Below are 26,263 nucleotides of genomic sequence, written 5' to 3'. Positions count from 1 at the left end.
CGCGCTGGCGCGCGGGGGCACCTACACTGGGATGGTCATGAGCGAAGCCACCGCCTCCGTCCCCTCCGCCTCCTCCCCCGCGACCCCCGATCCCGGGCAGCTGGGTCTGGATCCCACCCTGAGCATCCCGGAGGTGGTTCCCCTCGACAGCCCGCACGACGGGGTGCCGCGGGTCATCGACACCCCCGAGGGGCTGGCCCGCGCCGCCCGGATGCTGACGGAGGCCACCGGGCCGGTGGCCATCGACACGGAGCGGGCTTCCGGCATCCGCTACGGTCAGCGCCCCTTCCTCGTCCAGCTCAAGCGCGGGGACTCCCCCATCCTGCTCGTGGATCCGGAGGCCTTCCCGGATCTCCTCCCGCTGCAGGAGGCCCTGCGCGGGGTCGAGTGGATCATCCACGCCGCGACCCAGGATCTGCCGAGTCTGCGCCAGGTCGGGATGGCCCCGGATGCGCTGTTCGACACGGAGCTGGCCGGGCGCCTGCTCGGTTACGCGCATGTGGGGCTGGGGGCGATGACGGAGGATCTGCTGGGCTACCACCTGGCCAAGGAGCACTCGGCCGCGGATTGGTCCACCCGCCCCCTGCCGGAGTCCTGGCTGGTCTACGCCGCCCTGGATGTGGAGCTGCTGGCGGATCTGCGCGAGGCCGTCATCGCGCAGCTTGATACCCAGGGCAAGCTGGAGTGGGCCCGCCAGGAGTTCGCCCACGAGATCGAGCAGGCCGCCCACCCGGCCCCGGCGAAGGATCCGTGGCGCCGGACCAAGGGGCTGCGTCAGCTGCGCACCCGCCGTCAGCTCACCGCCCTGCGCAACCTGTGGACGGAGCGGGAGAAGCTGGCCGAGGCCAAGGACATCGCCCCCAAGCGCCTGATGAAGGATTCGGTGCTGATCGCGGGGGCCAAGGCCATGCCCCGCTCGGTGCCCGCGCTGGTGCAGATCCCCGGCTTCCACACCAAGCTGATCAAGCGCGAAGCCGTGCGCTGGGTGAGCGCGATCCGGGAGGCCGCCCAGGATCCGGACCCGGTGCCGATGACGGTGCCCTCGGACACCCCGCCGCCGATCAAGGCCTGGGAGCCCAAGCGGCCCCGCTCCCTCGCCCTGCTCACCGCCTCCCGTGCCCGCCTGGCGGAGCTGGCCGAGCAGACCGGCACCCCGGTGGAGAACCTGCTGACCCCGGATCACCTGCGGCGGCTGTGCTGGGACCACGCCCAGGAGGATCCCGGCCAGCTGGGGGCGCAGCTCGAGCAGCTGGGGGCCCGGCCGTGGCAGATCCAGCTGTGCGCGGCGCCGCTGGCCGAGGTCTGGGCGGACACCCCGGCCTGAGGCGGATCGGCCTCCGCGGGGCCCATCCGCGGCGTCATGCGATACCGCCCGTACCGATTACCTCGTGACGCGTCTTACAGCTAGGCTGGTGGGGAATCCGACACAACGAGAGGATGCCCCGTGTCCACCACCCCCACCACGGACCACACCCCCCTGACCGAGCACTGCGGCGACGAGGTCGTCACCCAGGTGCGCCGGGAGATCCTGGATCTGCCCGGAACGGACGGCAAGGTCGCCGTCCTGACCCTGCACAACGACGCCGACAAGCGCCCGGAGACCCTCGGGCCGCGATCCATCGACGCCCTGCTGGAGGCGGTCAGCGAGGTCCGGGAGCTGGCCGAGGAGGGCCGGGTGCAGGCCGTCATGATCGAGGGCACCGCCCCGACCTTCGCCGCCGGTGTGGACCTGTCCCTGGTGCGCGATCTGCGCGGAACCGACGCACCCCTGGAGATGATCGGGTCCATGGGCCACGAGTTCGTCGAGGCGATCCGCGAGCTGCCCGTGCCGACCCTCGCCCGGGTCACCGGCACCGCCCTGGGCGGCGGCCTGGAGCTGGCCCTGGCCGCGGACTACCGGATCGGGCATCCCGGAACCCGCAACATCGGCCTGCCCGAGATCCGCCTGGGCCTGTTCCCCGGCTGGGCCGGGATCTTCGATCTGCCCCGCCTGATCGGCCCGGAGCAGGCGGTGACCGTGATCTTCGAGAACCCGCTGAACAGCAACCGCACCCTGACATCGGAGCAGGCCCGCGAGGCCGGGATCCTCGACGCCCTGACCGAGGCCGGCGCCGACGACGATGCCGCCCGCCCCGAGGCCCTGGCCTGGTTCGGCGAGGTGGTGACCGGGCGCACCGAGGTGCACCGCCCGGAGGCCGTCGATCCCGACGCCGCCCTGTTCGCCGCGGACACCGGCGCGCAGGATGACCCCGCGCTGCGCGAACGCTGGGAGCAGGCCGTGACCCGGGCCCGCCAGGTGGTGGCCCGCAAGACCGCCGGCGCCTCGGATGCGGCGAACACCGCCCTGGAGCTGTTCGCGGCCGGGCCCCAGCAGACCCGCGCGGACTCCCGGGCCGCGCAGATCGAGGCGATGGGCGAGCTGGTGGCCGGGGATCAGCTGCCCTCGGCCCTGTACGCGATGCTGGATCTGGTCACCCACCGGGCCAAGCACCCCTCGATGGTGCCCCCGAGCACCGAGCCGCGGCGGATCGGCCGGGTCGGCGTCGTCGGCGCGGGGCTGATGGCGTCGCAGCTGGCCCTGCTGTTCCTGACCCGCCTGCAGGTTCCGGTGATGATCTCCGATGTGGAGCGCTCCCGGGTGGATCACGGCCTGGAGACCATCCGCGGGGAGCTGGACAAGCTCGTGGCCAAGGGCCGGCTCAGCGAGGAGCAGGCCGGGCAGCTGGGCGAGCTGGTCTCCGGCACGGTGGACACGTCCGATTACGCCGACTGCGACCTGGTGATTGAGGCCGTGTTCGAGGAGACCTCCGTGAAGAAGGAGGTCTTCGCGAACCTGGAGCGCAGCGTGGGCGAGGACTGCATCCTGGCCACCAACACCTCCTCCCTGCTGGTCTCGGAGATGGTCGAGGACCTGGCGCACCCGGAGCGGGTCATCGGCTTCCACTTCTTCAACCCGGTGGCCGTGATGCCGCTGGTGGAGATCGTGCGCACCGAGCACACCGACGATCAGGCCGTGGCCACCGCCTTCGACCTGGCCCAGCGCCTGGGCAAGGTGGCCGTGGGCGCCCGGGACTCCTCCGGGTTCATCGTCAACCGCATCCTGGGCGTGGTGCTCTCCGAGGTGGGCCGGGACCTGGACGAAGGCGCCCCGGCGCAGCGGATCTCCGAGGCCCTGCGGTCCCTGGGCCTGCCCATGGACGCCTTCACCCTGATCGACCTGGTCGGCCTGCCCATCGGGGTGCACCTGCTGGAGTCCCTGCGCACCTACCAGGGTGAGCGCTTCCACGTCTCGGGCAACTTCCGCCGGCTCGCCGAGTCGAAGATCCGGCCCATCGCGGACCGCTCCGGCGGGCTGACCCCGCAGGCCCAGGAGCTGATCGAGGCCGAGGGCGAGGGGAAGGACGCTGAGACGATCCACACGGACGCCGAAGAAGCCCTGGCCCGGGAGATCACTCGTATGCTGGAGGAAGGCGTGGTCCCGGATCGGGCGGACATCGACCTGGCCATGATCCTCGGCGCCAACTGGCCCTTCTTCAACGGCGGCATCACCCGCTACCTGGACCGGGTGGGCGCCTTCGACCGGATCTGAGGCACCGGCTCCCGCGAGGATTCCGCACGGGGCCTTCCGCACCGTCCCCGGGGCGGCCGCGCCGCGCACACAGCGACCGCGATGACCCAGCGACGATGAGGAAGGCCCCTGCCATGCCCGCCGAGAACACCCGCTCCCACCCCGAGGACGCCGCCCCCCGCTGCGCCCGCTGCGGCCACGAGGAGGCGGGCGCCCGGTCCGACCGGCCCGCCGGGACCACCCGGCGTCGGGCCCTGGCCGGTGCCGGGGCCGCGGCCGGGGCCGCCGTGCTGCTGGCCGCCTGCGGTGACGGCAAGGACTCCGCGACGGATGCGGAGACCATCGCCGAGCCCCTGGACCTCGCCGGCACCGACGAGGTCCCGGAGGGCGGGTCCGTGCAGAAGGCGAAGGACGGCACGACCGTGCTGCTGACCCAGCCGAGCAAGGGCGAGTTCAAGGCGTTCTCCACCGTGTGCCCGCACCAGGGCTGCACCGTGAACGCCGACGGCGCCCAGCTGACCTGCCCGTGCCACCACTCCGTGTTCTCCATCGAAGACGGCTCCGTGCAGGCCGGGCCCGCCCAGAAGCCGCTGCCCGAGTTCACCGCGCAGGTCAAGAACGGGCGGATCATCGTCAGCAGCTGACCCCCCCCCGCGCACAGGGGACGGAGACGACGGCAGGCCTCCCGCCCGGATCGATCCGGGCCGGAGGCCTGCCGTCGTCGGTGGAACGGGCCCTACTGCTGGCGCACCAGGTTGCGCAGCACGTACTGCAGGATCCCGCCGTTGCGGTAGTACTCCCGCTCCCCCGGGGTGTCGATGCGCACGACGGCGTCGAACTCGGTGGTCTTGCCCTCCGGGTGCTCGGCGGTCACGTGCACCGTCTTGGGGGTGCGGCCCTCGTTCAGCTCGGTGACTCCCGTGATGGAGAAGGTCTCCGTGCCGTCCAGGCCCAGGGACTCGTGGGACTCCCCGGCCGGGAACTGCAGCGGCAGCACGCCCATGCCGATCAGGTTGGAGCGGTGGATGCGCTCGAAGGACTCGGTGATCACCGCGCGCACCCCCAGCAGCCGGGTGCCCTTGGCCGCCCAGTCGCGGGAGGACCCGGTGCCGTACTCCTTGCCACCGAGCACCACCAGCGGGGTGTTCTCCTCCGCGTAGTGCTGCGCGGCGTCGTAGACCGCGGCCTGCTCGCCGTCGCGGGTGAAGTCGCGGGTGAACCCGCCCTCCACGCCGTCCAGCAGCTGGTTCTTGATGCGGATGTTGGCGAAGGTGCCCCGGATCATGACCTCGTGGTTGCCGCGCCGGGATCCGTAGGAGTTGAAGTCCTTGCGCTGCACCCCGTGGGAGGTCAGGTACTGCCCCGCGGGGGTGTCCGTCTTGAAGGAGCCCGCCGGGGAGATGTGGTCCGTGGTCACCGAATCCCCGAGCTTGAGCAGCACCCGGGCGCCGTGGATGTCCTCCACCGGCTCCGGGTCCATGGCCATGCCCTCGAAGTACGGGGGCTTGCGCACGTAGGTGGACTCCTCATCCCACTCGAAGGTGTCTCCGGTGGGGGTGTCCAGGGACTGCCAGCGCTCGTCGCCGTCGAAGATCGTGCCGTACTCGGTGGTGTACGCCTCCGTGGACACGGAGTCGTCGATGATCTTCTGCACCTCGGTCGGGTCCGGCCAGATGTCCTTGAGGAACACGTCGTTGCCGTCCGGGTCCTGGCCCAGGGGGTCGTTCTCGAAGTCGAAGTCCATGGACCCGGCCAGGGCGTAGGCGATGACCAGCGGCGGGGACGCCAGGTAGTTCATCTTCACGTCCGGGTTGATCCGGCCCTCGAAGTTCCGGTTGCCGGAGAGCACCGAGGTGACCGAGAGGTCCTTCTCGTTCACCGCCTGGGAGACCTCGTCCTCCAGGGGCCCGGAGTTGCCGATGCAGGTGGTGCAGCCGTAGCCGACCACGTAGAACCCGACCTTCTCCAGGTCCGGCAGCAGCCCGGCCTTCTCGTAGTAGTCCGTGACCACCTTGGAGCCCGGGGCGATCGAGGTCTTGACCCACGGCTTGGAGGTCAGACCCTTGGCCGCGGCGTTGCGGGCCAGCACACCGGCGGCCATCATCACGGACGGGTTGGAGGTGTTGGTGCAGGAGGTGATCGAGGCGATCGCCACCGCGCCGTGGTCCATCTCGAACTCGCGGCCATCCGGCATCGAGACCTCGATGGGATCCGAGGCGCGACCCTCCGCCCCGGCGGCGGCCGAGACGGTCGCGCGCGGGCGCTCCTGCTCCTCCTGCTCCTCGGTCGCGGAGTGGCTCGGGGCGTCCGAGGCGGGGAAGGACTCCTTCTCCTGCTCGGAGACGTCCTCGTGCACGTAGTTGGTCAGGTCCGAGCGGAACTGCTCCTTGGCCTTGGTCAGCTCGATGCGGTCCTGCGGGCGCTTCGGGCCGGCGATGGACGGGACCACGGTGGACAGGTCCAGCTCCAGGTACTCCGAGTAGGCGACCTCCTGGGAGGGGTCGTGCCACAGGCCCTGCTCCTTGGTGTACTTCTCCACCAGGGCCACCTGCTCCTCCGAGCGCCCGGTCAGGCGCAGGTAGTCCAGGGTGACCTCGTCGATCGGGAACATCGCGGCGGTGGAGCCGAACTCGGGGCTCATGTTGCCGATAGTCGCGCGGTTGGCCAGGGGCACCTCGGAGACGCCCTCGCCGTAGAACTCCACGAACTTGCCGACCACGCCCTGCTCGCGCAGCATCTGGGTGATGGTCAGCACGACGTCGGTCGCGGTGGAGCCGGCCGGGATCTTGCCGGTGAGCTTGAAGCCCACGACCTTCGGGATCAGCATGGACACGGGCTGGCCGAGCATAGCGGCCTCCGCCTCGATGCCGCCCACGCCCCAGCCCAGCACGCCCAGGCCGTTGACCATGGTGGTGTGGGAGTCGGTGCCGACCAGGGTGTCCGGGTAGGCGCGCAGGACGCCGTCGACCTCACGGGCCATGATGGTGCGGGCCAGGTACTCGATGTTGACCTGGTGCACGATGCCCATGCCCGGGGGCACGACCTTGAAGTCCTCGAAGGCCGTCTGGCCCCAGCGCAGGAACTTGTACCGCTCGCCGTTGCGCTGGTACTCGATGTCCATGTTGCGCTCGATCGCGTCCTTGTTGCCGAAGGAGTCGATCTGCACGGAGTGGTCGATGACCAGCTCGGCCGGGGCCAGCGGGTTGATCTTGTTCGGATCCCCGCCCAGCTCCTTGACGGCCTCGCGCATGGTCGCCAGGTCCACGATGCAGGGCACGCCGGTGAAGTCCTGCATGATCACCCGCGCGGGGGTGAACTGGATCTCGGTGTCGGGCTCCGCGGTGGGGTCCCAGGAGGCCAGCGCCCGGATGTGGTCCTCGGTGATGTTGGCACCGTCCTCGGTGCGCAGCAGGTTCTCCAGCAGAACCTTGAGGCTGTAGGGCAGGTTCTGGGAACCCTCGACCTTGTCCAGCCGGTAGATCTCGTACTCGGTGCCGTCGACGTCCAGGACGTCCTTGGAACCGAAGCTGTCCACGGTGCTCATTGCGTGGCACTCCTCTCGCCGCTTCATGGTCCAGGCCCAGCTGCCGTCCTCGTCCGGTGGGATCCCAGCGGTCGCGTGCCCGTGAGTGGGGCGCCTTCGCCTTCTTCCGGTGTGTGATGCAGACCTTTGGAGACACAGTGACGCTAAGCCTTCGCCGTGCAGTCTACCCGCTCACCCCAGCCATCCCAGCATCGGGACGTAGCCGAGGCCACATCCGTCGGGGCGCGTCCGGCGGCAGGGCACGGCGCGGCCCCTCCCCTGACGCGGCCCACCGTTCAGCTCGCGCTCAGCGGGAGCGGTCCGGGCCCGGCTGGAAGACGGCGACGGCCTCCAGATGGTGGGTCTCGGGGTACAGGTCCAGTCCCCGCACCGCCGTGGGCTCCCAGCCGTCCGCGCGCAGGAAGCCGGCGTCCCGGCCCAGGGCCGCCGGGTCGCAGGCCACGTACACGATGCGCCGCGCCCCGCAGGCGGCCAGCCGCCGCATCACGGCGCGCCCGCCCCGTCCCGCGGAGGATCCAGCACGACGACGTCGGGGGTCCCGGTACGGGGCCTGCCGGTCAGGGCCCGCTCCACCGCGGCGCGCTGGGCGATGACCTTCGCCCCCCGCGAGCCCTCGGTGCGGGCCGGACCCTGTCCTGCCAGATTGTGCCGGGCGTCCCCGGAGGTGACCTGGGAGCCCTCCACGGACCACACCGTGCCGCCCGCACCCACCTGGTCCGCGGCCAGCGCCGCGAACAGCCCGGCCCCGCCGTACAGGTCCCACACGGTATCCGCCGGGCGGACGTCGGCCAGCTGCCGGACGGTCTCGGTCAGGGCGGCCGGGGCCAGCCGGTGGTTCTGCCAGAACCCGCCCGCACCCACGCGGAAGCGCAGCGGGGCGGGGGCATCGGGCCGGTCCGGGCTCGGCACGGGGAGGGTCTCCACCACGTGGTCATCCCCGCGCAGCACGATCGGCTGGGGCCGGGGGCCGCGGCGTCCGGGGATGCGCGCCGGCTGCAGGACCGCGGAGACCTCGACGTCGGCCGGGCAGGCGTCCAGGGCCACATCCAGCTCCCGGCCCAGCGGCGCCAGATCCTGCGTGTCCGGGGCGGCCGTGAACAGGATCAGCGGCCGGCTAGCCGAGCCCGCACCCGCCGAGGGGGCGGCGACGTCGATCCGGGAGACCCCGGGGAAGCGCCCCGCGCCCAGGCCCAGCTCCTGGATCTCCCGCACCGCCAGGGGGAAGCGCTCCACCGGGATGACCCGCTCCTCGTGGTAGGGGTGCATCCCGGGGCGGCCCTCGTCGTCCACGGCGAAGTGCACCCGGGTGCGCCAGCCGCCGTGAGCCCCGGAGGGCTCCGGGTCGGAGTGCCCCTGCCGGTCCGAGCTCCCCGCGGCGGCCAGCACGGCCGGGTCCGCGAGCGCCGCGGGATCGACGACCGTCAGCTGCTCCAGCAGGGGGTCCGCGGGATCCATCCCGCCCAGGCGCACCAGCTGCTCGCGCAGCACGTCGGCCTTCAGCAGGCGCTGGCGCTCGGGGCGGATGTGCCCGTACTCCATGCCGCCGACCGGGTGCAGGGTGAGCAGGGCATCGGCGGCGGGCCACGGGTGCTCGCGCCGGTCCGGGGAGGCCTCCAGGACCTCGAGCAGCCGGGCCTCGGCGTAGCGGCCCTTCGGGCCCAGGCCGGTGACCTCCACCAGCACGGATTCGCCGGGGATCCCGTGGCGCACGAACACCACGCGGTTCTCGTGCCGACCCAGCGCCGCCCCGCCGTGGGCCATGCCGGTCAGGCGCACCGCGAACTCGTCGCCGATCCTCATCGCTGTCCTTCCGCCGTCTGCGTCGTCTCCGAGGCCGCCGGTTCGCCCGGGGCCTGCCCGTCCACGACCCGCGGGGTCTGCGTCGGATCGGGCACGTCCTGCCCGTCCTCGCGGCCCAGCCGCCAGGGCACCACCGCGGTGATCACCCCGGGCTCGCGGCGCAGGGCCCGCACCAGCCGCCGGGAGAGCCGGTGGTGCAGCAGGGCCTGCCACCAGTGCTCCACCACGTAGTCCGGGATGTAGACCACGACGACGTCGCGCGGGGAGCGCTTCAGGAAGCGGCGCACGTGGCGCACCACGGGGGCCACCGGGTCCCGGAAGGGCGCGGCGAGGATCGTCAGGGGCACGGGCACCTCGTAGCGGTCCCACAGGGCTCGGATGCGGTGGGTGCGGGTCTCGTCGATGTTCAGCACCAGCGCCTCGATGCTGGAGGGCCGGGAGGCCCTGGCGTAGGCCAGGGCCCGCAGCGCGGGCAGACGCAGCCGCGGGATGACGACCATCGCGTGCACCCGGGAGGGCAGGGCCTTCAGGGGGTTGTTCTCGCGCACGGCCAACTCCTCATCGACTCGCTCGTAATGGCTCTTGATCCGCAGACACAGCCAGGTTCCCACGAGCACGACCAGGACCGTGACCCAGGCGCCCTGCACGAGCTTGGTCACCAGCACGATCAGCAGCCCGAGCACGGTCGCGGCGAAGCCCACGCAGGTGACCAGCTGGTCGCGGATCAGCCGCTTGCGGGGCAGCCGGTCCAGGACCAGGCGGATGCTGCGGTGGCGGGTGCGGATCACGGCCGCCTGGGTCAGGGACATCGAGAACAGCACGCCCAGCACGTACAGCTGGATGAGGTCGTTGACCTGGGCGCCGAAGGCCAGGACCACGAGGCAGGCCGCGACCCCGAGCAGCAGCACGGCGTTGGCGTAGACGGCGCGGTTGAGCCGGGCGTTCAGGTGCACGGGCAGGTAGCCGCGCCGGGCCATCGCGGAGGCCAGCACCGGGAAGCCCGAGTAGGCCGCCGCCGGGGCGACCAGCAGCACCAGGACCGTGGCGATGGGCACCAGCGCCCCCAGCAGCCCGTCGCCGAAGACCGCCCGGGAGACCTGGGCCAGCAGGGGCATCTGGTGCAGGTCCGCCGGGGCCGTCGCCCCGTCGATGACCAGCTGGCGCGGATCCATGACGACGACGGCGCCGGTGGCCCGGACCAGGTGCAGCACCGCGACCAGGAAGACCGCGGAGACCAGCCCCATGGCCAGGAGGGTCTGGGAGGCGCCGCGTGCCCGGGGGCGGCGGAAGAACCGGGCGGAGTTGGACACCGATTCCACGCCGGTCAGGCCCACCGCGCCCGAGGAGAAGGCCCGCAGCACCAGCAGTGCCAGCCCGGCGCCGGTGACCACGGATTCCACCTGGCGGCCCGGCTGGATGCCGTAGTCCGCGCTCGGGGCGGGTCCGAGGGTGCCCGCGGCGTCCTGGGCCAGCCCGACGGCCACCAGCACCGCCACCAGCAGGACGAACAGGTATGCGGGCACGGGGTTCAGCCGCCCGATCAGGCCGATCCCGCGCAGGCGCACCGCGGTGAGCACGGCGATGATGACCAGGCAGATCCCCACCCGGTGCCCGGCCAGCGAGGGCAGCAGGGTCACCAGGTAGGAGGAGGCCGCCGCGGCGGAGACGGCCGCGGTCAGCACGAAGTCGAACAGCAGGCTGACCCCCGCCGCGGTGCCCGCCCGGGGTCCCAGCCGATCCGAGACCACCTGGAAGTCCCCGCCGGAGCGGGCGACCTCACGCAGGTTGTACCGGTAGGTGCCGATCACCAGCAGCAGGGTCACCGCGATGAGCAGTCCCACCCACGGGGCCAGGCTCAGCGCGGCCGTGCCCGCCAGGGCCAGGACCATGACGACCTCGTCCGGGGAGTAGGCCAGGGAGGAGACGCCGTCGGCGCCGAACACGGGCATGGCCTGGCGCCGAGGCAGGGAGAGCCGACGCAGCCGCTCGGTCTCCTGGGGAGCGCCGAGGACCGCGTCGCGCAGACGGGAGCCCGGGGTTCGCACAGGCCCACGCTACCCCACCGCCTCGGGGTGCGCCGGGAGGGGACGGGTGCACTACTGTGGAGCTCGGACCCGACCGCTCACCGCCCCCGTACCGCCCCGGAAGGACTGATCCCGCCGTGCCGCACTTCGTCATCATGGGTGCCGGGCGCGTGGGCGTGATGCTCGCCCACTCCCTGGAGACCGCCGGGCACACCGTGTCCGTGATCGACCGGGACGAGGCGGCCTTCCGGCGCCTGCGCGCGGACTTCCAGGGCCGCCAGATCACCGGCATCGGCTTCGACCGGGACACGCTGCGCCGGGCCGGCATCGAGCAGGCCTACGCCTTCGCCGCCGTCTCCTCCGGGGACAACTCCAACATCCTGGCCTCCCGGGTGGCCCGGGAGACCTTCAAGGTCCAGCACGTGGTCGCCCGGATCAACGACCCGAATCGCGCGGAGTTCTACCAGCGCCTGGGCATCCCCACGGTCGCCGCGGTGCGCTGGTCCACGGACCAGGTGCTGCGCCGGATCCTGCCCGAGCAGGACGTCACCGGGGACTACCGGGAGGCCTCCGGGCGGCTGGTGCTGGCCGAGCTGAAGCTGCACCCGGCCTGGGCGGGCCTGCCGCTGGAGCGCATCGAGGCCGCAGCGGAGGTGCGCATCGCGTTCATCACCCGCTTCGGCGAGGGCCAGCTGCCCGGCCCCGACACCAGCTACCAGCAGGGCGACGTCGTGCACGCGATGCTGCGCACCCAGGAGGTGGACGAGGTCGCGAAGGTCTTCGCGAATCCGCCGCAGGATCCGGAGGAGCAGGAGTACCGGGAGGACGATCGGCCCCGCCGGGCGCTGCGCCGGCGCGGGGAGGGAAGGAGCTAGCGGTGCAGGTGCTGATCGTGGGCGCGGGATCCGTGGGATCCTCGATCGCCCGGGAGCTGCTGACCCACGGCCACGAGGTGACCCTCGTGGACGAGAAGCCCGAGGCCATCGGGCGCTCCAACCTGCAGGGCGCCTCGTGGCTGATCGGGGACGCCTGCGAGCTGTCCGTGCTGCGCGCGGCCGCCCCGCAGTCCGCGGACGTGATCGTCGCGACCACCGGAGATGACAAGTCCAACCTCGTCGTCTCCCTGCTGGCCCGCTCCGAGTTCGGGGTGCCGCGCACCATCGCCCGGGTCAACAACCCCAAGAACGAGTGGCTGTTCGACGACGCCTGGGGAGTGGACGTGGCCGTGTCCACCCCGCGGCTGATGACGGCGCTGGTCGAGGAGGCCGTGGAGGTCGGCGGCGTCGTGCGGCTGCTGAACCTGCAGGCCGGCGGGGCCACCCTCATCGAGTACACCGTGCCCCACGGGCACGGGTTCATCGGCACGGAGGTCGGCGCGATCGAGTGGCCCGAGCAGACCACCCTGGTGGCGATCCTGCGCGACGGGATCCCGATCACCCCCAGCGACGACGACGTCCTGGAGGGCGATGACGAGCTGTTCTTCATCACCACCGCCCACGGGGAGCGGGAGCTGCAGCTGACCTTCAACCGCGCCGCGGGCGAGGCCGGGACCGAGGATCAGGGGGTCAGGCAGGTTCCGGACCGCGATCAGACGGCCCACGGTCAGGAGCTGTAGCCGGGCGGGAGATCAGCCACCCCAGCCACAGCACGAGCAGGTAGAACGGGGTGCCCATGACGATCCGGGCGGCCCCGAGCGGCCCCACCAGATCAGCCGCGTACAGGGGCAGCTGCACCGCCAGGCGCAGGGCCAGCATCCCCGCGAAGACCACCGTGGCCCACTGGTAGGCCCGCAGCCGCTCGGGCCGGGAGCGCCAGGCCGTGCCCTCCCCGCGCAGGAAACCGTAGAACAGCCCGATCACGGGCCAGCGGGCGACCATCGAGACGAGGGCGCCGAGCAGATAGAGGCCGTTGATCCAGAAGCCGGGCACGAAGTAGTCCGCGGCCTGGCCGGTGAAGCGAGCGAATCCGGCGCACACCAGCACTCCCGCGGCCCCGGCCAGGGACTGCAGGAGGCTGCCGCGCTGGGCCACGCGCAGCAGGGCGGCCGCGAGGGCCGCGGCCACGGCCACCCACAGGGCGTGGCCCAGGTGCTGGGTGAAAAGGTAGACGACGAGGAAGACCAGGCTGGGCAGCACGGACTCCGCGATCCCTCGCCACCCGCCGACGGCGTGCAGCAGGTCGATGCGGCCCTGCTCGTCCCGGCGGAAGGTTCCGGAGGCGCCGTAGGAGGCGGCCAGGGTGCGCCCGAGGGAGTCCGGTGAGGCCCCGTCGGACTCGGGGTGCTGGGGCGAACGCTGTCCGGGGTCCTGGGTCACGGGTCCGGGGTCCTTTCCTGGGCGGGTCGGTCGACGCCGGTCACGGGGTGTGCCGGGAGACGATCTCGTAGCGGGGATTGTAGATGACCGGGCCGACCGCATCCCGGGCGAGCATCCCGGAGCAGCGCAGCCGCGTCCCGGCGTCGAGCCCGGGGACGCTGCGCTGGCCGTGCCAGATCAGGCGGACCCGGGCCCCCGGGGCCAGCGGACCGGGGGCGTCGGAGAGCTCCGGGGTGTCCATCGCGATCGCGGAGGTCGGCGCGGCGAAGGAGCCGCGGGCCGCCTTGGTCTGGGCGCTGACCACGGTGCGCAGGGACTGGCGGATCTCCACCTCGGCCTCGTAGCGCGGCAGGGCCCCGATCGGCTGGAGGCGCACCTCGCTGATCCGCCCCTCCACGAGCACCCGCACCCGCGGCCTCATCCCCGGCTGGTGGGACATGGACCCGTGCACCGGCAGGTACTCGGCGGTGCCGCCGCGCCGCTCGGGCCGGGGCGGGGTCGGCACCTCAGCCAATCTGGGTGACCTCGGGACCGCGCTGCGGGACCTGCAGGTCCGGCTCCTCCTGGGGCTCGGTGCGACGCACGGCCTCGGCGGGGACCTCCAGGGGCAGCAGGTCCCGCGGGGCCATCGGCTCGCGCCCGCGCACCACGACGATGCCGCGGAACAGCTCCTCCATGCGGGCGGCGGCCTGCTCCTGCACGGCCGCGTCCCCGGTGAACACCCCGCGCAGGAACCAGCGCGGCCCGTCCACCCCGACGAAGCGGGCCACGCGCAGGCCCCGCTGCCCGTCCGGCAGGCTGGCCGGGATCTTGGCCAGCACCTGGCGCCCGAAGGGCCCTTCGGTGATGTCCACCATGCCCTGCTGGGAGCGCACGGACTCGGCCAGCTCGGTGCGGATCTGGGGCCACAGCCCGCGGGACTTCGGCGCGGCGAAGGCCTGGACCTGCACGCTGGCCTGACCATCCTCCAGCGTCACGGCCACGACCCGCTGGGACTTCTGATCCACGTCCAGGCGCAGGTTCACCCCGGGTTCGCGGCGGATGCGCAGCCCGCCCAGGTCGATGAACCCCTCCAGGTCCGCCGCGTCGACCTCGGCGAGGTCGAAGGGCCCGGTCTGGGCCCGCTGGGAGGTCCGCTCCTCGGTCTCGGAAGGGGCCTGGGCCTCCCCCGCGGCGTCGCTGACCTCGGCCTGCGACGCCGCGGGGTCCTTCCGTGCGTCATCCTTCCGCGCGGCGTCCTTCTGCTCGTCGACCGCCGGCTCCTGCTCGGCCTGGTCCTTCTTCTTCCTGCCGAATCCCAGCATGCTGCCTCAGCCTCTCCTCGTCGTCTCGGTCGTGTGCCGACCCGGTGCCGGGTCGCGTCGGTGGTGTCGTCAGCGGGTCCCGCTGGAGCCGAAGCCGCCGGCGCCGCGGGCGGCGGGTTCGTCCTCGGCGGCCAGCGTCGGCACGAGCGTGAACGCGGCGGTCTCGTGGCGCTGCACCACCAGCTGCGCGATGCGGTCCCCGCGGCGGATCGCGAAGGGCTCGCTGCGGTCGGTGTTCAGCAGGGTCACCACGATCTCTCCCCGGTATCCCGAGTCCACCGTGCCGGGGGCATTGAGCACGGTGACGCCGTACTTCAGGGCCAGTCCGGAGCGCGGGTGCACCAGCCCCACCAGGCCGCGGGGCAGGGCCAGGGCGACGCCGGTGGGCACGGCGGCCCGGTGGCCCGGTTCGATCACGAGGTCCACCCGGCTGCGCAGGTCCGCGCCGGCGTCTCCGGGGTGGGCGTAGCTCGGCGGGTCCAGCTCGGGGTCCAGCAGCTGCAGCGGGATCTCAGTGGTCTGGCTCATGGTCTCGGGAGCACTTCCTCGGTGGACGGGATGCGAAAAGACGGCGTGTGGCCGGGGCGCCAGCCTCCCGTCTGCCGCTCGCGCCGCGGCACGCGGACGGCGTCGGGGGCCCGTAGGCCACTGTAGTTCACCGGACGGGGAACCGGCGGGGCGGGACCCTGCCGCACCGCCCGGCCCCCGGGCCGCGGGGCGTGCGGGGGTCGGGTTCGTGAGATCCTGGAGGCATGTCAGCATCCCTGCCCACCCCGCACGATGACGCCCCCGCCTCTTCCCCGGCCGTGACGGCTCCCGGGGAGGTGCTGTTCCGGGAGAAGCTGGTTCCCTCGGTGGGAACCTGGATCCTGGTGGTGGTCTTCGGCCTGGCCGTGTTCCTCATCGGGGCCCCCATCAGCATCCCGATCGGCACCGCCGTGGCCGTCGTCCTGGCGGGCCTGCTCGGGGTGATCCTCACGGCCACCTCCCCGGTCCTGGAGGTCACCCAGGACTCCCTGCAGGTGGGCCGGGCCCACATCGAACGGCGCTACGTCGGGCGGGCCGAGGCATTCCGCGGGGACGCCGCTCGGATCGCGGCGGGGCCGGCCGCGGACGGACGGGCCTACATGTGCTTCCGCCCGTGGGTCTCCCCCGTGGTGCGCATCCGCATCGAGGATCCCGCGGACCCCACCCCCTACTGGCTGGCCAACGCCCGGCACCCGGAGGACCTGGTGCGGGCCCTGGGCGGGGATCCGGACGAGCAGGACGAGCACGCCCTGGAGTACACCGAGCCGGCCGCCTCCCCGGAGGACAACCCCGGGTGGCGCCGCTGAGACTGCCCGCGCGAACGGCGGCCTTCGGGTCCGGCGGCGCCACCGACGCAGCCGGAACGGGCGAGAGCCCGGCGGATCATGGCGGATCCGCCGGGCCCTCGCCGGTCTGGGGAGGCGCGAGCCTCAGCCCTCGCACTCCACGCAGTAGTACAGGCCGTCCTCCTCGCGGGCGATCTGCGAGCGGTGGCGGACCAGGAAGCAGGAGGCGCAGGTGAACTCGTCCTGCTGGGCGGGCAGCACGACGACGGAGAGCTCCTCGTGGGACAGATCCGCCCCGGGCAGCTCGAAGCTCTCCGCGGCGGCGTTCTCGTCCTCGTCGACGACGTTGGACTGCTGATCCCCGCGGTGGGACTTCAGCTCCTCGATGGAGTCGGCGCTGGTCTCTTCGTCCTGCTTGCGGGGGGCGTCGTAATCGGTGGCCATTGGGTGAGTCACCCTTTCGATGTCGGGGGACCCGCTCTCCTCGATGAGAGCCGGTCGTGACGGATGTGCGGTCCGTTCGGCACGCGATGCTGCCCCTCGGATTCGCGGTGCAGGGGACGGTGCGGCGCCGGTAACGCGACGATTGAACACCATCGGACACACCGTGTCCAGCCGTGGCGCGCGCACGGCGTCGTCAGGGGCGGAAACAGGCCCCGCACCTGCCCGAATCCGCGCGGAGCGAACGGGTACTCTGGTCAGTGATACCCTCGCGGGAGCCGTCATCGCCGAGCCCGGCGCCGGGGCGGCGGGACCGGCGGACGGTCACGATGTCGAAGGAGAGCCGATGCAGCAGTTGCGATTCGTAGGGGTGCACGATGACGGGCAGCACCTCATCCTGGAGACCCCGGATGGCGAGCAGCGCTTCAGCGCGCCCCTCGACTCCGACCTGCGCAACGCCGTGGTCAAGGCCCGTCGCGCCCATCCGGCCCGGGGGCTGTCCGGCAACGGGGTCTTCGGGCCCCGGGACATCCAGACCCGGTTCCGCCAGGGGGCCAGCGTGGATGAGATCGTGGCCGAGTCCGGGTGGAAGCCGGAGCGGGTGCGCCGCTACGAATGGCCGATCCTCGCCGAGCGCTCCCACATCGTCGCCGAGGCCAAGGCCGTGGCGGTGACCCCGCTGCACGCCGAGCGCACCGCCGTCTCGACCCGTCCGAGCCTGCACGAGCAGATCGTGGCCGTGCGGGAGGACTGGGGCTTCGCCGAGGGCGACGCCCAGTGGAACTCCTGGCAGCGCGAGGACGGGCAGTGGAACGTCTCGGTGTCCGTGGACTACTCCCCCGCGGCCCTGGGGCAGCTGCCCGACGGCGCCGAGTTCCCGGCTCGCTTCGTCTACAACCCCGCCAACCAGACCGTGACCGCGGCCAACGCCGTCGCCGAGTTCCTCCTGGGCCGCGAGACCGGAGGGCAGGAGGCGGCGGGCCAGCCCTCCCCCGGCCCGCAGGAGCTGGACGATCAGGCGCAGGATCCGGAGGCCCCGGAGGCGGACGAGTCCGCCCCGGCCGGGCAGGATCCCGCCCCGTCGGAATCCGCGACGGCCGAGACCGACCCGGCCGAGCGTGCGGAGCTGCGCACGGTGCCGGAGCCCGCGCAGGACGCCCAGGACGAGCTGCTGGAGGAGCTGCAGCGGCGTCGCGGCCGGGCGGCCGGAACCGATCCCTCCTCCGACGCCCGCGTGCAGAGCCTCGCCGAGCGGATGGGCGAGGATGCCTCCGCCCCGGAGGAGACCGATCCTCGGGCCGACGAAGACGCCGACCACGGCCGGCACCCCGGCGCCGGGGCTCAGCGGGGCTCCGGCCGGCGTCCCTCCGTGCCCAGCTGGGACGACATCGTCTTCGGCGGTCGGCACTGATCCACACCCCCGCACGCTCCCGGGCCGCCCGCCGGACGGGATCGGCATCGACCACCACCGCACCTGATATGGGACAGTGACTTCATGGCCAAGAAACGGCGTCGTCGCGACAGCGCACAGGACCCCGCGGCCCCGCACGGCGGATCCGAGGACTCCGCCGCCCGGGAGGCCGCGGGCGCCGAGGAGTCGGCTCCGCAGACGGAGGCGACCGAGCAGGTCGCCGCGCAGGAGGAGCGCGAGGCGCTGGCACCGGGCTACGAGTACGTGGACGATGCGACCGCACAGACCGCGACGGGTCAGCCCACCGAGCCGATGGTGAGTCTGAACGATGAGCTGTTCGGCCCGCAGCTGCCCGACGATCCGGAGGCCACCGCTCAGCGGCGCCGCTGGGCGCGCCGACGCCGGCAGGGGGCCGCGGCGGCCGCGTCCGCCGCGAACGGCACAACCCCCGGAGGGGACGAGGCCGCGCCCATCACGGCGGCCCGCGAGGCCGCCGCGGCCCCCGAGGCAGCGGGGGCGGAAGCCCCGGATCAGGCCGGTGGGCGGTCCCCGGCTCGTCGCGGACGGGCCGGGCGGATCGCGGCCCTGGCCGGTCTGGCCGTGATCGGTCTCGGCATCGGCGCCGGGGCCACCTACCTCTACCAGCAGCGCGGGGACCAGCCCGCCCCGGCCCCGACCTCCTCGGCGCCGCCCACGACCTCCAGCTCCCCCTCGCCCAGCAGCGCGCAGCCGACCCGGCAGGAGACCAGCCCGGCCCCGCAGCCCACGGTCATCGAGCCTCCGCAGCAGGGGGAGATCTCGGTGGCCCCGCAGCCGACCCAGGAGCCCACGCAGGCGCCCACCACCAGCGCCGCGCCGAGCCCGGAGCCGACCACGCAGGAACCCACCGAGCAGCCCACGACGCCGGAGCCGACCCGGGAGCCCACGCAGGAGCCGACCTCCGCCCCGGCACCCGAGCCCACGACCCAGGCACCCGCCCCGAGCACCCAGGCCCCGGCCCCGACCAACCCCGGCGGGCAGCTGCCCACCCAGGACACCCGCGGGCAGGACCAGGACGGGCAGTCGGGGCAGGACGAACCGGTCCCCGGGGAGTAGATCCCTCCTCGGAGCGGGCCCACCCGAGCGCAGAGCGCCCGGATCGGGAGGGCGGGTCCGCCTCGATCCGGCTCACAGGGCCAGCAGCGGCACCGTCCGCTCGGCGTCGGTCCAGGAGCCGTGCTGGCCCACCATGCCCTTGGCCAGCGGGGAGACCCGGCGCAGGTCGTACAGGGCGAGCTCCCCGGAGGCGGCGATCAGCAGATCCCCGATGCGGCCGCGGACCCCTTCGCGCAGCGCCCCGAAGTAGCCCGCGCGCAGCAGGTCCTCCCGGTCCAGGATCCAGGCCCGGTCCCCTAAGCACTCCCCCCACGCCTCGATCAGCCGCCGCCGCGCGATCTCATCCTCCGGATCGGCCAGGTGCAGCTGGACCAGGCGCGGCTCCCCGGCGGTCAGCTCCACCCCGGCGACCAGCTCCGGGTGCTCGTCGTAGGAGATGCGGTGATGGGCGGCAACGTCGACCATCCCGTGATCCGCGGTGAGCAGGATGAGGGTCTCCTCCCCCGTCCGCGAGCGCAGCCGCCGCAGCCCGGAGTCCAGCTCCTCCAGGGCCTCGCGCCAGGCGGGGGAATCCACGCCGTGCCGGTGCCCGGCCTGATCCAGCTCCGGCCAGTACAGGTACATGAGGGTGGGCTCCGGGCTCTGCAGCCGCTGGGCGGCCTTCGCCACGCGGGCCGTGGTGGAGCCGGCGGCCAGGAAGTCCCCGCCGCGCAGGGCCGCCCGGGTCAGGGCCGACCCGGCGTAGGCGCGCTGGGAGACGGTCACGACGCCGGTCAGGCCCTCCAGTCGCTGGAAGATCGTCGGCAGCGGCTGCCAGTGCTCGGGCAGCACCTGCGGGTCCCATCCGGAGAGCTGGTTGACGACGACCCGCCGGGACGGGTCCACGACGTCGTAGCCGACCATCCCGGTCCGACCCGGGGACTCCCCCGTGCCCAGGGTGGCCAGGGATGCGGCGGTGGTGGAGGGGAAGGCCGCGTCCAGATCCGCCAGGCGGGCGGCCCGGCGCAGGGTCGGGGCGTAGCCCAGGTGCCGGTCCAGCTGCTCGGCCCCGAGCCCGTCCACCAGGACCAGGCACACGTTGCGGTAGGGGCCCCGGGAGCGCCCGGCCTCATCCAGCGCGGCGGACAGGCCGAGCCGGTCCGCGATCCCGACGGGCCGGTGCTGCTCGGCAAGCGCCTGCACGGGCCGATGCAGGGCGGCGGCGGAGGCCAGCGCATCGGCGACGGCGCCGGTGCCGTAGGCCGGGGCGGGGGGCATCTCGCGCCCGAGCAGGTCCCGCAGCGGGGCCGGGCTCACAGGTGGGAGGTCCCGGACAGGGCGGTGTTGGCCCGGCGCAGGGCCCGGGCGAACTCCTTGGCGTCCTCCACCGCCTGCGGGCCGTCCGCCTCCGCGGAGATGCGCAGCACGACGTCCTCGCGGGGGGCCACCCCGGTGTAGCCGTGGTCGGCCTCGCAGGCGGGATCCCCGCAGTCGGCCGGCTGCACGTCGATGCGCTGGGAGCCGGTCCAGGACATCATCAGCGTGACCTCCGAGGCGGGGGTGCGCGGGGTGTACTCCTGGGGCTGGCGGTAGGCGAAGGACAGGGTCACGGAGGTGAGGTTGCGGATCGGCACGGTCTCCGTGGACACGTGGGCGACCACGTCCTGGCCGTCCTCGTCCAGGGCCTGGTCATCCACGTGGGTCACCTGCACGACCTCGCCGGCCAGGGCCAGGACGGTCACGTGCCGGTGGACCTCCGTCTGATCGAAGTGGGTCTCCACCTGCACCAGGTGCGAGGTGGGCACGGCCCCGTCCAGGGCGTCCGTGACCACGTCCATGACCAGCTGCGGGTAGAAGCCCGCGTTGGTGATGTCCTCTTCCAGCTTCCGTCCCTGATATCCCGACTCTGCCATCGACTCGCTTTCCTGGTGCCGCTGATCCGCTGCGCGGGGCGTGCTGTGCGCGGCGCCCCGTCGTCCGGCCATTCTACGTCCCGCCCGGCCAGCCCCGGGAGGCCCTGTGGATCACCGGGTCATGGTGCGCCGGGCGGAGTCCGTGCGCCGCTGGGGGTTGCCCAGATCCACCCGGGCGCCCAGCACCGTGAGCCCCTCGGCGGAGAGCATGACGGGATTCAGCTCCAGGCGCGCGATCTGCGGGTGGGCGTCCTTCAGCTGCGCCACCCGGGCCAGCAGCTCCTCCAGCAGGGACACCGCCACCACCGGCAGCCCCTCGTAGCCGAACAGCTTGCGGCTGGCCCGCGGGGCCCGCACCATCATCCGCACGTCCCGCTGGGTCAGGGGCGGGACGCGGTGGGCCCAGTCCTCCAGCAGGTTCACCGCGTCCCCGGCCATCCCGAAGGAGACGACGGGCCCGAGCAGGGGATCCTCGATGGCCCGGATGACACAGTTCTGCCCGGGGGCGCCCATGGCCTGGACCTCCAGGCCCACCTCCCCGTAGGGGCGCAGGGTCCGGCGCATCAGGGCGATGTCCCGGCGCAGCGCGGCCTCGTCCTCGATGCCCAGGCGCACCCCGCCCAAGTCCAGGCGGTGGCGCAGGGTCGCGTCGGTGGTCTTCAGCACCACCGGGTAGCCCAGGCGCTCGGCGGCCCGCGCCGCCTCCTCCTCGGTGGCGAAGGGCACCGATTCCAGCACCTCGATGCCGTAGGCCCCGAGCAGCTGCCGGGTGCGCTGCTGATCCAGCTCCAGCAGCCCCTCCCCCGGGATCCTCGGGGCCTCCTCGCGCAGCAGCCGCCGCACCGCCTTGGCGTCGGTGCCGTCCACCTCGGCCAGGAAGGCCTCCTCCTTCTCCCGCCAGTCGACGTAGTCCATGATCGCCGCGAGCGCGCCGACCGCGGCCCCCGGGGATTCGAAGCAGGGCAGCCCCGGCAGCTCCCGAGGCTCCTCCTGCCCCGCGGCGGACTCCTCGAGGGTGCGGGGGCACGGGAAGATGCCGCGGCGGGAGGCCGAGGAGTCCAGCACCCCGACGAACGCGGCGAGCACGGGGGTCCCGGTCTGCGCCGCGCAGTCCATCAGCACCGCGGCGATCTGGTCGGGATCGGCCAGGGGCGTGGGCAGCAGCGTGACGATGGCGGCGTCGACGTCGGGGGCGCGCAGGGCCGCGAGCAGGGCCTCGCGGATGATCTCGCGCGGGTCGGTCTCCAGCCCGGAGGTGTCCAGGGCGTCCTCGCGGCGGCGGACCTCCACCCCGTGGGCCGTGCAGGCGTCCTCGATGACCCGGCTCAGCGCGAAGGCGTTGGAGACCACCGCGACCCCGCGCCCGCGCGGCAGGGGCTGGGAGACGAGGATCTGGGCGATGTCCATCAGGTGCTCGGAGGTGTCCGCGCGGATCACCCCGGCCTGGCGCATCATCGCGTTGAGCGCCTCCGGCGGGGCGGAGCTGGTGCGCCCGGTGTGTCCCGGGGGCAGCTGGCGCCCGGTGACCTCGGATTTGGCGACGATGACGGGTTTGGTGCGGGCCAGGCGCCGGGCGATCCGGGAGAATTTGCGGGGGTTGCCGATGGACTCCAGGTACAGGCACACGGCCCGGGTGCGCGGGTCGTCCTCCCAGTACTGCATCAGGTCGTTGCCGGAGACGTCCGCGCGGTTGCCGGCGGAGAAGGCGGAGGAGACGCCGATGCTGCGGCGGAACGCCGAGGTGTACATCATCACGCCGATGGCCGCGGACTGGCTGAACAGCCCCAGCGCGCCCCCACCGGGGGCGTGCTCGCCGAAGGTCGCGTTCAGGCGGATCTCGGGGTCGGTGTTGACCATGCCCATCGACGCCGGGCCGATCACGCGCATCCCGTGGTTCCGGGCGATGCGCACCAGCTCCCGCTGGCGGGCCCGGCCGCGGGCGCCGTCGTCGGCGTATCCGCTGGTGATCACCAGGACCCCGCGCACCCCGGCCCGCCCGCACTCGCGCACCACCTGCGCGACCCGGTCGATGGGCACCGCGATGATCGCCACGTCCACGATCTCCGGGACCTCGGCGATGCTGGGGTGGGCCATCATCCCGGCGACCTCCAGGGCCTCGGGGTTCACGGCGTACACGGACCCGGTGTACCCGCCCTCCACGATGTTCACCAGGACCTCGTGGCCGGGGCTGGTCCAGTCCCGGCTGGCCCCGATCACCGCGATCGAGCGGGGGGCCAGCAGCCGGGCCACGGACTTCGCCTCGGCGCGGTGCTCCCGGGATTCCATGACGGCGCGGGAGCGCTCGGTGGGGTCGATGTCGAAGTGGACCATGACCACGCCGTCGTCGAAGCCGCGGGACAGCTCGTAGCCGGCCTCGGAGAAGACGCTGAGCATCTTCCGGTTCTCCGGCAGCACCTCGGCGGTGAACCGCCGGATGCCCCGCTCCCGGCCGGCCGCGGCCAGGTGCTCCAGCAGGATCGAGCCGATGCCGCGGCCGTGGTGGGCGTCGGAGATGAAGAAGGCGACCTCGGCCTCGGCGGGATCCCCGGTGCGATCGAAGCGGCCGATGCCGATCATCTCCTCCCCCAGCATCAGCACGAAGGCCACCCGGTCCGTGTGGTCCACGGTGGTGAAGCGGGTCAGCTCCTTGGCGGTCAGCGCCGACTTGTAGGTGAAGAAGCGCAGGTAGATGGTCTGCTCGGACTGCCCGGCGTACATCCGCTCCAGGGCGTCCCGATCGGTGGGCAGCACGGGGCGCAGGTGGGCGGTGGCACCGTCGCGCAGGACGACGTCGGCCTCCCAGTGGGCGGGGTACGGGGGCTGCTCGGACTCGGCCATGACCCCATCCTAGTCGGGCGCATCATACTTCCGGGTGGGCGTGACGACGCGGCGGCACCCCGGGGCCGCCCGGGAGGGGCGTGACCTAGACTGGTGCGGCACCGTCCCCCGCCCACCCCGAAGCGCAAAGGATCACCGATGGCCCCTCGCCGCAAGAGCTCGAGCATGCAGGAGGAGTTCCCGGTCGACGTCGTGGAGAACATCGTCGACGTGGACGTCTCCGCGGAGATGGAGACCAGCTTTCTGGAGTACTCCTACTCGGTGATCTACTCCCGGGCCCTGCCCGATGCCCGGGACGGGCTCAAGCCCGTGCAGCGGCGGATCCTGTACATGATGACCCAGATGGGCCTGCGCCCGGACAAGGGGCACGTGAAGTCCGCCCGCGTGGTCGGGGAGGTCATGGGCAAGCTGCACCCGCACGGGGACGCGGCCATCTACGACGCGATGGTGCGCCTGGCCCAGTCCTTCGCGATGCGCCTGCCGCTGGTGGACGGGCACGGGAACTTCGGCTCCGTGGACGACGGCCCGGCCGCGGCCCGCTACACGGAGGCGCGGATGGCCCCGGCGGCCCTGGCGATGACCGGGGACCTGGACGAGGACGTCGTGGACTTCGTGCCCAACTACGACAACCAGTTCACCCAGCCCGGGGTACTGCCCTCGGCCTTCCCGAACCTGCTGGTCAACGGCTCCTCGGGGATCGCGGTGGGCATGGCCACCAACATGGCCCCGCACAACCTGCGCGAGGTGATCGCCGGGGCCCAGCACCTGATCACCCACCCGCAGGCCACCCTCGAGGACGTCATGGCCTTCATCCCGGGCCCGGACCTGCCCACCGGCGGCACGATCGTCGGGCTGTCCGGGATCCGCGACGCCTACGCCTCCGGGCGCGGCTCCTTCAAGACCCGCGCGAAGGTCAGCATCGAGCAGGTCACCGCCCGCAAGCAGGGCCTGGTGATCACCGAGCTGCCGTACATGGTGGGCCCGGAGAAGATCATCGAGAAGATCAAGGACGGGGTGCAGGCCAAGAAGCTGTCCGGGATCTCCGACGTCGTGGACCTCACGGACCGCAAGCACGGCACCCGCCTGGTCGTGGAGCTGAAGAACGGGTTCAACCCGCACGCGGTGCTGCTGAGCCTGTACAAGCACACCCCGCTGGAGGACTCCTTCGGCATCAACAACGTCGCGCTGGTGGACGGGCAGCCGCAGACCCTGGGCCTGCTGGAGCTGCTGCGGGTGTACGTGGACCACCGGATCGACGTCGTGCGCCGGCGCACCGAGCACCGGCTGGGCCGCTCGAAGGACCGGCTGCACCTGGTGGAGGGCCTGCTGCTGGCCATCGTGGACATCGACGAGGTCATCCAGATCATCCGCGCCGCCGAGGAGACCGCCGAGGCCCGCACGCGGCTCATGCAGGTCTTCGATCTGACCCAGGTGCAGGCCGAGCACATCCTGGAGCTGCGGCTGCGGCAGCTGACCAAGTTCTCCCGGATCGAGCTGGAGCGGGAGCAGGAGGAGCTGCGCGCGCGCATCGCCGAGCTGGAGGAGATCCTCGGTTCGGATGCGACGCTGCGCTCGGTGGTCTCCGCGGAGCTGGGCGAGGTGGCCGAGAAGTACGGCACGGACCGGCGCACGGTGCTCACCGAGACGGACGATCTGGCGCAGCTGGCGAAGGCGGCGACCCCGGCCGGGGCGAAGAAGACCGGGAAGGGCCTGGGCCTGGGCCTGGCCCTGGAGACCGCGGACGACCCGTGCTGGGTCGCGCTGTCCGCCTCGGGTCTGCTCGGACGCACCCCCGGGGCCCCCGGCGGCCGGGAGCGGCTGGCGGATCCGGGCGAGCGGATCAAGCACGACGCGCTGGTCTCCTGCATCCCCGCGACCGCACGCGGGGAGGTCGGGGCGGTGACCAGTGCCGGCCGGATGCTGCGGGTGAACGTGATGGACCTGCCGGTGCTGCAGCTGAGCGGGCAGGCGCCGAACCTGGGCACCGGGGTGCCGGTGGCGGAGTTCCTGACCCTGGCCCGCGGGGAGCGGGTGGTGGGCCTGGTGCCGACCTCCGAGGTCATCGCCCTGGGCACCCGGGACGGGGTGGTCAAGCGGGTGAATCCCGACTACCCGCTGAACCGGGACGACTGGGAGGTCATCACCCTGAAGGGCCGCGACGAGGTCCTCGGGTGCGCCGCGGCCGCCGATGACGACCACCTGGTGTTCATCACCCGGGCGGCGAAGCTGCTGACCTTCGACGCCTCCAAGGTGCGCCCGCAGGGCCGCACCGGCTCCGGGGTGGCCGGGATCAAGCTGGCCGAGGACGACGCCGTGCTGGCCTTCGGGGTGGTGCGCCCCGGTCAGCGGGCCGAGGTCGTCACCATCGCCGCCCAGGACGACTCCCTGCCCGGCACCGGCGCCGGCTCCGCGAAGGTCACGGCCTTCGAGGAGTTCCCCGCCAAAGGCCGGGCCACCGGCGGGGTGCGGGCGCATCGCTTCCTGCGCGGGGAGTCCCGACTGGCGCTGGCCTTCGCCGGGCCCGGCCCGGTGCGGGCCGTGTCCAAGTCCGGGGTGGCCCGGTCCCTGCCCACCGAGCACGGTGCCAGGGACGGGTCCGGGGTGCCGCTGGAGCGCGGCATCGTCGCCGTCGGCCCCTCCCTGGACGGCCTCGACGCCGGGCAGCGGCAGAGCCCGACGTCGTAGGCCGGGCCCGCGGGCGGCGGGCGGCCAGCGCAG

Annotated in this window: 21 protein-coding genes; 9 read left to right on the top strand and 12 right to left on the bottom strand. The window is 73.0% G+C overall.

Annotation, left to right across the window (positions count from 1 at the left end; translation table 11 throughout):
• Window positions 1-37 precede the first annotated feature (37 nt).
• The 3 genes from I6G21_RS08420 to I6G21_RS08410 all read left to right on the top strand — a co-directional run bounded on the left by I6G21_RS08420 (window position 38) and on the right by I6G21_RS08410 (window position 4,212).
• Window positions 38-1,324, top strand: coding sequence for a ribonuclease D (locus I6G21_RS08420; RefSeq protein WP_099049727.1), 1,287 nt, complete (start codon window positions 38-40; stop codon window positions 1,322-1,324).
• 120 nt (window positions 1,325-1,444) lie between these two features.
• On the top strand, window positions 1,445-3,589 hold the full coding sequence (locus I6G21_RS08415; RefSeq protein ID WP_129357577.1) for a 3-hydroxyacyl-CoA dehydrogenase NAD-binding domain-containing protein: 2,145 nt from the start codon (window positions 1,445-1,447) through the stop codon (window positions 3,587-3,589).
• Between the two features lie 113 nt (window positions 3,590-3,702).
• Window positions 3,703-4,212, top strand: a complete 510-nt coding sequence (locus I6G21_RS08410; protein WP_129357578.1) for a Rieske (2Fe-2S) protein — start codon at window positions 3,703-3,705, stop codon at window positions 4,210-4,212.
• 92 nt (window positions 4,213-4,304) lie between these two features.
• Here I6G21_RS08410 and acnA read toward each other — a convergent pair whose 3' ends face one another.
• The 4 genes from acnA to I6G21_RS08390 all read right to left on the bottom strand — a co-directional run bounded on the left by acnA (window position 4,305) and on the right by I6G21_RS08390 (window position 10,957).
• Entirely contained in the window at window positions 4,305-7,112 is a 2,808-nt protein-coding gene (acnA, locus tag I6G21_RS08405; RefSeq protein WP_058730302.1) for an aconitate hydratase AcnA, read from the bottom strand.
• A 286-nt stretch (window positions 7,113-7,398) separates the two neighbouring features.
• Window positions 7,399-7,599 carry a hypothetical protein gene (locus tag I6G21_RS08400; RefSeq protein WP_129357579.1) on the bottom strand — a complete coding sequence of 67 codons (201 nt, stop codon included), beginning with the start codon at window positions 7,597-7,599 and terminating at the stop codon, window positions 7,399-7,401.
• Window positions 7,596-8,912 carry a class I SAM-dependent RNA methyltransferase gene (locus tag I6G21_RS08395; RefSeq protein ID WP_129357580.1) on the bottom strand — a complete coding sequence of 439 codons (1,317 nt, stop codon included), beginning with the start codon at window positions 8,910-8,912 and terminating at the stop codon, window positions 7,596-7,598. The genes I6G21_RS08400 and I6G21_RS08395 overlap by 4 nt, the downstream gene beginning before the upstream one ends.
• Window positions 8,909-10,957, bottom strand: coding sequence for an APC family permease (locus I6G21_RS08390; RefSeq protein WP_129357581.1), 2,049 nt, complete (start codon window positions 10,955-10,957; stop codon window positions 8,909-8,911). The genes I6G21_RS08395 and I6G21_RS08390 overlap by 4 nt, the downstream gene beginning before the upstream one ends.
• Before the next feature lie 116 nt (window positions 10,958-11,073).
• Between I6G21_RS08390 and I6G21_RS08385 the strand changes: the two genes are divergently transcribed.
• Both I6G21_RS08385 and I6G21_RS08380 read left to right on the top strand, forming a co-directional pair.
• The gene (locus I6G21_RS08385; RefSeq protein ID WP_058730299.1) at window positions 11,074-11,811 is read left to right on the top strand and encodes a potassium channel family protein; all 738 of its coding nucleotides are present in this window, start codon (window positions 11,074-11,076) and stop codon (window positions 11,809-11,811) included.
• A gap of 2 nt (window positions 11,812-11,813) precedes the next feature.
• Entirely contained in the window at window positions 11,814-12,551 is a 738-nt protein-coding gene (locus I6G21_RS08380) for a potassium channel family protein (protein ID WP_064725255.1), read from the top strand.
• On the opposite strand, the gene I6G21_RS08375 is transcribed toward I6G21_RS08380, so the two are convergent.
• The 4 genes from I6G21_RS08375 to dut all read right to left on the bottom strand — a co-directional run bounded on the left by I6G21_RS08375 (window position 12,502) and on the right by dut (window position 15,083).
• Window positions 12,502-13,251 (bottom strand): DUF3159 domain-containing protein, encoded by a 750-nt coding sequence (locus tag I6G21_RS08375; protein WP_196826034.1) that lies wholly within the window; start codon window positions 13,249-13,251, stop codon window positions 12,502-12,504. The genes I6G21_RS08380 and I6G21_RS08375 overlap by 50 nt on opposite strands.
• A gap of 40 nt (window positions 13,252-13,291) precedes the next feature.
• Window positions 13,292-13,756, bottom strand: coding sequence for a hypothetical protein (locus I6G21_RS08370; RefSeq protein ID WP_061225476.1), 465 nt, complete (start codon window positions 13,754-13,756; stop codon window positions 13,292-13,294).
• 1 nt (window position 13,757) lies between these two features.
• Window positions 13,758-14,555, bottom strand: a complete 798-nt coding sequence (locus I6G21_RS08365; protein WP_129357583.1) for a DUF3710 domain-containing protein — start codon at window positions 14,553-14,555, stop codon at window positions 13,758-13,760.
• A gap of 69 nt (window positions 14,556-14,624) precedes the next feature.
• The gene (gene dut, locus I6G21_RS08360) at window positions 14,625-15,083 is read right to left on the bottom strand and encodes a dUTP diphosphatase (RefSeq protein ID WP_129357584.1); all 459 of its coding nucleotides are present in this window, start codon (window positions 15,081-15,083) and stop codon (window positions 14,625-14,627) included.
• 224 nt (window positions 15,084-15,307) lie between these two features.
• Here dut and I6G21_RS08355 point away from each other — a divergent pair, with 224 nt between their 5' ends.
• A complete protein-coding gene (locus tag I6G21_RS08355) occupies window positions 15,308-15,889 on the top strand; it encodes a DUF3093 domain-containing protein (RefSeq protein WP_081101582.1) in 582 nt (193 codons plus the stop codon).
• A gap of 123 nt (window positions 15,890-16,012) precedes the next feature.
• On the opposite strand, the gene I6G21_RS08350 is transcribed toward I6G21_RS08355, so the two are convergent.
• A complete protein-coding gene (locus I6G21_RS08350) occupies window positions 16,013-16,312 on the bottom strand; it encodes a DUF4193 domain-containing protein (RefSeq protein ID WP_058731643.1) in 300 nt (99 codons plus the stop codon).
• Between the two features lie 343 nt (window positions 16,313-16,655).
• Between I6G21_RS08350 and sepH the strand changes: the two genes are divergently transcribed.
• A complete protein-coding gene (gene sepH, locus I6G21_RS08345; protein WP_165590124.1) occupies window positions 16,656-17,720 on the top strand; it encodes a septation protein SepH in 1,065 nt (354 codons plus the stop codon).
• Between the two features lie 84 nt (window positions 17,721-17,804).
• Window positions 17,805-18,815, top strand: coding sequence for a hypothetical protein (locus I6G21_RS08340; protein WP_129357585.1), 1,011 nt, complete (start codon window positions 17,805-17,807; stop codon window positions 18,813-18,815).
• A 72-nt stretch (window positions 18,816-18,887) separates the two neighbouring features.
• On the opposite strand, the gene I6G21_RS08335 is transcribed toward I6G21_RS08340, so the two are convergent.
• The 3 genes from I6G21_RS08335 to I6G21_RS08325 form a co-directional block, all read right to left on the bottom strand.
• Window positions 18,888-20,111, bottom strand: coding sequence for an alkaline phosphatase family protein (locus I6G21_RS08335; protein WP_232238434.1), 1,224 nt, complete (start codon window positions 20,109-20,111; stop codon window positions 18,888-18,890).
• Complete coding sequence (locus I6G21_RS08330; protein ID WP_075513917.1) at window positions 20,108-20,707, bottom strand: DUF5998 family protein; 600 nt, start codon at window positions 20,705-20,707, stop codon at window positions 20,108-20,110. Before I6G21_RS08330 ends, I6G21_RS08335 begins: the two co-directional genes overlap by 4 nt.
• Before the next feature lie 111 nt (window positions 20,708-20,818).
• Window positions 20,819-23,545, bottom strand: a complete 2,727-nt coding sequence (locus tag I6G21_RS08325) for a bifunctional acetate--CoA ligase family protein/GNAT family N-acetyltransferase (protein WP_129357586.1) — start codon at window positions 23,543-23,545, stop codon at window positions 20,819-20,821.
• Window positions 23,546-23,683: 138 nt separating this feature from the next.
• Here I6G21_RS08325 and I6G21_RS08320 point away from each other — a divergent pair, with 138 nt between their 5' ends.
• Window positions 23,684-26,230, top strand: coding sequence for a DNA gyrase/topoisomerase IV subunit A (locus tag I6G21_RS08320; protein WP_129357587.1), 2,547 nt, complete (start codon window positions 23,684-23,686; stop codon window positions 26,228-26,230).
• Window positions 26,231-26,263 lie beyond the last annotated feature (33 nt).

The organism is Rothia kristinae (genome assembly GCF_016028855.1).
In the GTDB taxonomy this organism is placed as follows: domain Bacteria; phylum Actinomycetota; class Actinomycetes; order Actinomycetales; family Micrococcaceae; genus Rothia; species Rothia kristinae.
Note: the sequence above shows the minus strand (reverse complement) of the source record. Positions and strands in the feature narration are given on the sequence as shown.

Coding starts and splice junctions, on each gene's coding strand:
- dut (WP_129357584.1), bottom strand. CDS start 15,083: ATGAGCCAGACCACTGAGATCCCGCTGCAGCTGCTGGACCCCGAGCTG.
- I6G21_RS08330 (WP_075513917.1), bottom strand. CDS start 20,707: ATGGCAGAGTCGGGATATCAGGGACGGAAGCTGGAAGAGGACATCACC.
- I6G21_RS08365 (WP_129357583.1), bottom strand. CDS start 14,555: ATGCTGGGATTCGGCAGGAAGAAGAAGGACCAGGCCGAGCAGGAGCCG.
- I6G21_RS08420 (WP_099049727.1), top strand. CDS start 38: ATGAGCGAAGCCACCGCCTCCGTCCCCTCCGCCTCCTCCCCCGCGACC.
- I6G21_RS08395 (WP_129357580.1), bottom strand. CDS start 8,912: ATGAGGATCGGCGACGAGTTCGCGGTGCGCCTGACCGGCATGGCCCAC.
- I6G21_RS08325 (WP_129357586.1), bottom strand. CDS start 23,545: ATGGCCGAGTCCGAGCAGCCCCCGTACCCCGCCCACTGGGAGGCCGAC.
- I6G21_RS08355 (WP_081101582.1), top strand. CDS start 15,308: ATGTCAGCATCCCTGCCCACCCCGCACGATGACGCCCCCGCCTCTTCC.
- I6G21_RS08410 (WP_129357578.1), top strand. CDS start 3,703: ATGCCCGCCGAGAACACCCGCTCCCACCCCGAGGACGCCGCCCCCCGC.
- I6G21_RS08340 (WP_129357585.1), top strand. CDS start 17,805: ATGGCCAAGAAACGGCGTCGTCGCGACAGCGCACAGGACCCCGCGGCC.
- acnA (WP_058730302.1), bottom strand. CDS start 7,112: ATGAGCACCGTGGACAGCTTCGGTTCCAAGGACGTCCTGGACGTCGAC.
- sepH (WP_165590124.1), top strand. CDS start 16,656: ATGCAGCAGTTGCGATTCGTAGGGGTGCACGATGACGGGCAGCACCTC.
- I6G21_RS08350 (WP_058731643.1), bottom strand. CDS start 16,312: ATGGCCACCGATTACGACGCCCCCCGCAAGCAGGACGAAGAGACCAGC.
- I6G21_RS08320 (WP_129357587.1), top strand. CDS start 23,684: ATGGCCCCTCGCCGCAAGAGCTCGAGCATGCAGGAGGAGTTCCCGGTC.